The organism is Chitinophaga sp., from assembly GCF_036569125.1.
GTDB lineage: Bacteria > Bacteroidota > Bacteroidia > Chitinophagales > Chitinophagaceae > Chitinophaga.
Map to the genome: position 1 here is coordinate 1 of NZ_DATCRF010000413.1, position 4,593 is coordinate 4,593.

Annotated in this window: 3 protein-coding genes; 1 reads left to right on the plus strand and 2 read right to left on the minus strand. The window is 49.7% G+C overall.

Annotation, left to right across the window (positions count from 1 at the left end; all coding sequences use genetic code 11):
- Window positions 1–1,914: FtsX-like permease family protein (locus VIM87_RS15410; protein ID WP_331997851.1), on the plus strand; the 1,914-nt coding region annotated here is incomplete at its 5' end.
- A 41-nt stretch (window positions 1,915–1,955) separates the two neighbouring features.
- Here the strand turns inward: VIM87_RS15410 and VIM87_RS15415 are convergent.
- Both VIM87_RS15415 and VIM87_RS15420 read right to left on the minus strand, forming a co-directional pair.
- Window positions 1,956–3,053 (minus strand): efflux RND transporter periplasmic adaptor subunit, encoded by a 1,098-nt coding sequence (locus tag VIM87_RS15415; RefSeq protein ID WP_331997852.1) that lies wholly within the window; start codon window positions 3,051–3,053, stop codon window positions 1,956–1,958.
- Between the two features lie 25 nt (window positions 3,054–3,078).
- Window positions 3,079–4,593 (minus strand): efflux RND transporter permease subunit (locus VIM87_RS15420; protein ID WP_331997853.1); only part of this gene is annotated, 1,515 nt, incomplete at its 5' end.

A 4,593-nucleotide genomic window follows, 5' to 3' on the forward strand; every position in this document is an offset into this window, starting at 1 on the left:
AAAAAATTCTTTGATGCTGTAAACGTTGTTGGCCAGACACTGATACTAAACGATACCCTCACTTTTAAAGTAACGGGTATTATAAAAGACCTGCCTGAGCAAAGCCATTTTAATTATCATATGTTCCTGTCAATGGAAACATTGGCAGATAGCCGCAACCCTAACTGGGGCGGCGGTGGTTATAATACTTACCTGCTGCTTAAGCCCGGCGCAAGCACCGCAGCCATCAGCAAAAAATTAAGCAGCGTGGCTATGGAGTTCATGGCGCCCTGGCTTGGCAAAGACGACTATTTAAAATACACTTTAACGCCCTTAACCTCCATACACCTGCATTCAAACCTGCAGCAGGAGCTTGGCCACAACGGCAGCATTCAGTATGTATATATATTTTCAGCCATTGGCCTGTTCATCCTGCTTATTGCCTGCGTAAATTTCATGAACCTTTCAACAGCGCGCTCGTCGAACCGCGCTAAAGAAGTAGGGGTACGCAAAGTGCTGGGCTCCCCACGCAAACACCTCATTGCTCAATTCTTAACGGAGTCCCTGCTGGTAACATTTGCATCCACGATCATAGCTATTATAACAGCATGGCTGTTTATGCCCCTGTTCAGCCGGGTGTCGGGCAAACAGCTGGCGTTCAGCTGGCAAACATTTGCATGGCTTGTGCCCTGCTCACTGGTGTTAACAGTGGTTATAGGCTTTATCGCAGGATCGTACCCGGCGTTCTTCCTTTCCCGCTTTCAGCCCATTAATGTATTGAAAGGTAAATTCTCCGCCGGGTTTAAAGGGGGCAGCCTGCGTAGTTTCCTGGTGGTGTTCCAGTTTGGCATCTCCATCTTCCTTATTATCGGCACCCTGGTTATCTATAACCAGCTTCACTACATACAAACTACTAACCTTGGCTATAACCGTAAGCAGGTGCTAATTATAAAAAATACGGAGCGCCTCAATAACCAGGCACAAACCTTTAAGCAGCAAATAAAACAATTACCGGATGTTGAAGAGGCATCGTTCTCCGGCTTTGTGCCAACGGGAACGGCCAGCAGTATTACGGCCCTTTTCCCGGATGTAACGCTTACCTCGCACACTTCCATGCTTACGGAGTTCTGGCCGGTTGACGAGGACTATATTAAAACAATGGGCATGCAGCTGCAGGCCGGCCGCAATTTTTCACCCGGCATGAGAACGGATTCCTCGTCCGTTATTATCAACGAATCGGCCGCAAAGTTCTTTGGCTTTAAAGACCCTCTAAATAAAACTATTTACCGCAACACAAATGGTGTGCAGCCGTTTAAGATTATTGGCGTGATAAAAGATTTTCATTTTAAATCGCTGCGCCAAAATATAACCCCGGTGGTGCTGTATCTGGGTGGGGATAAAGGCGCTTTAAATGTAAAGCTTAATACCGCCAGCATCAGCAGCCTTATGGGTAAGATCAAAGATAAATGGAAAGCTGTTGCGCCTGATCAGCAGCTCACTTATGCATTTATGGATGCTGAATTTGATGCTGCTTACCGTGCAGAGGGCCGCATAGGAGTAATATTTATGGCCTTTACATTTTTGGCTATTGTGATTGCCTGCCTGGGTTTATTTGGGCTGGCCACCTATGCTGCCGAACAGCGCACCAAGGAGATCGGCATCCGCAAAGTGATGGGCGCCGGTGTGCCTACCCTTGTTGGCATGCTGTCAAAAGATTTTCTAAAGCTGGTGCTGATAGCCATTGTTATTGCATCGCCCATTGCATGGTTTGCCATGCAGCAATGGCTGCATGATTTTGCTTACCGTACCACTATGCATTGGTGGCTGATAGCAGTAGCCGGCATAACTGCCATCATCATTGCTTTTGCTACCGTTAGCTTCCAGGCAATAAAGGCGTCGCTTGTAAACCCGGTGAAGTCGTTACGGGCAGAGTAAAGCATTACCTGTGGCCGGTTTAAGCTTGTACAGGGCGGCACTTACTGCTTCAAAAATTTTGGCGCAAGTGCCGTACCTGCTTTTATTTCATCTGTAGCTCTCATGAGTAAGGTATCCTGTTCTGACAGGTCCCCGAAGATCTCTGTTCTATCTCCCAGGCTGATGCCATTACGTACATCTACCCATTCTGCCTTGCCATTTTTCAAACGGATCACAAAACGCTTTTCCAGGTTGGTGGCCACCGCCGATGCCGGCGCCAGGAAGGTGGGAGCTTTCCTGCCCAGTTTTAATATAGCATTGGCAAACATGCCTGATTTCAGCTGATGGTCACTGTTGCTGAAAAGGAACTCCCATGTTTCAGTTCTGTTAGCCAGGTTCAGGGCGCCTGCTTTACGGGATAATTTCGCCTGGTAAGTTACATCCGGTTGTGCATCCACCGTGAAGTTAATGGTGGATGTTTCTGCATTGGCAGCAGTATATGATTCCGGAACGGGCACCCGTAAACGGAGCGTGCTTATATTTTCCACTACCAGCAGCGGTTTTGGATTGCCCGCACTTACCAGTGTACCCGGGTCAACATTTCTTTGTGTAACAATACCACTGAACGGAGCGCGGATGGTCAGGTAGTCTTTCAATTGCGCAAAGGCATTCGTTTTCGACCGGGTGGCATTCAGCGCAGCGCTATCTGCCATCATCAGGCTCCTGGCTTTTTCCAGCTCGCCGGCAGCTATGGTCCCTTCTACCTTTGCAGCATTCACGATCCGCTTATAGGCATCCAGGCTGCCAAGATATTTAGAACGGGCGGTTTGTACGTCCGCATTGGCCTGCGCATAGTTGGCCACGGTTTCCGGCGCTTCCAGCAACGCCAGCAGCTGGCCCTTGCTTACCTTATCGCCAATATCTACCTTCAACGCACCTACATAGCCGCTCACCTTTGCAAAGATCTCTGCCCGTTCCAGGGGTATCAGCTCCGCAGGAAAGGTAACCTGTTTATTAACTGTATCTTTCCGGAGCAGGAAAACAACCGCCGAATCAGCACCTGCTTTCGCTGCCGCCTCCTTGTTGCCGTTGTTTTGCTTACAGGCCGTTAATATAACTACCAGTGATGCCAACCCTATAATAGAATCAAAAAATCTCATCGTATATTTTTTATAGAAGATCCGTTTAATCATTGTTTGCCTCATAGTACCTGCTCTCTTTATCCTCCGGGTGAAGGGAGGGGTTATGATATGCGCGCTTGCCCATTATACCAGTGTAAATAGCCGGCAGAAATACCAGGGTGCTGACCGTGGAAAAGATCAGTCCCCCGATAACAGCAATCCCCAGTGGCGCCGTTTGATCAGCACCTTCACTAAAGCCAATGGCCATCGGGATCATGCCTGCAATCATCGCCATGCTGGTCATGAGTATAGGGCGTAACCTGTTACCGGCGCCTGTTACCGCATAACCCGGCATAGCTTTTTTCCGGAAAAGTTCAGCGTTCGTGATCAGCAGAATAGCATTGGCCACTGCCACGCCTACCGCCATGATGGTGCCCATGTAGGATTGAATGTTTAATGACTGACCGGTGAGCAGCAACAGCAGCAATGCCCCGGCAATTACTGCCGGCACCACCGATAAAACCGCCAACGATAAACGGAACGACTGGAAATTCACCGTTAGCATTAAAAAGATCACCACAATGGCAATCAGCAGCCCCGTTTCCAGCTCACTCATGGTTTGGGTAAGCAGGTCGGCCTGCCCACGCAGCATGATCTTAACGCCCGCGGGCAATTCACCCAATGAGGCAATAGTGCTTTTCACCTCCTTCACCGCGCTGCCTACATCCTTTTTATAAATATTTGCTGTAAGGGTAATGTATCGTTGCTGGTTAATACGGTCATATTCACCGGGCGATGTTGTTTTTTGTGCAGTGGTCACATCCCGCAGGTAAACGGGGTTACCGTTGGCAGCAGCCACCGGCACCAGGCCCAGCTCATCGGCGCTGTTCACACGGTACTGCGGATATTCTACCTGCACCTGGTAAGCAGTACCGGTATTTTTATCCAGCCAGTAGTTGGGCTGCGTAAAACGGCTGGAAGAAGTAGCGGCCACCGTTGACCGGGTGATCTGATCCACCGTTAATCCCAGCTGACCTGCCTTTATCCGGTCAATATTGAGTTTAACTCCCGGGTACTCCAGCGGTGTAGCAATCTGCACATCCCGCAGGTAAGGGATCGCCTGCAATTTTTTATTCAGCTCACCGGCGATCTTCCGGCTTTGGGAAAGGTTCTTTCCCATAACAGCAATCTCAATGGGGTTAGCCGTTCCCATGTTCACCACTTGTTCTACCATATCGCCCGGCTCAAAGGATAGCGTTGCTGCAGGGATCTCTTTTTTAACAGCGCTCCGCAACGCTTCTTTAAAACTTTCAATGGCCATACCGGCGCCGCTCTTCAATTTTATCTTTGTTACCGATTCATGCGGCCCGCTTGTCCAGAGGTGGATCAGGTTCACCGGGTAGCTGGAGGGCTGTACGCCCACGAATGCAGAGCTGATCCCGATCTGGCCATTGGTAATACTATCAGCCAGGTGCAGCAGCTGCTGGGTAGCCGCTTCCGTTCTTTCCACGCGGGTACCTGCGGGTAGCCGTAACCGTACCTGCGCCTGGCCGGCATCCGTTTTCGGGAAGATCTCCGT

Excerpts from the sequence above, each read along its gene's own strand:
- VIM87_RS15415 (WP_331997852.1), bottom strand. The coding sequence starts at position 3,053 with ATGAGATTTTTTGATTCTATTATAGGGTTGGCATCACTGGTAGTTATA.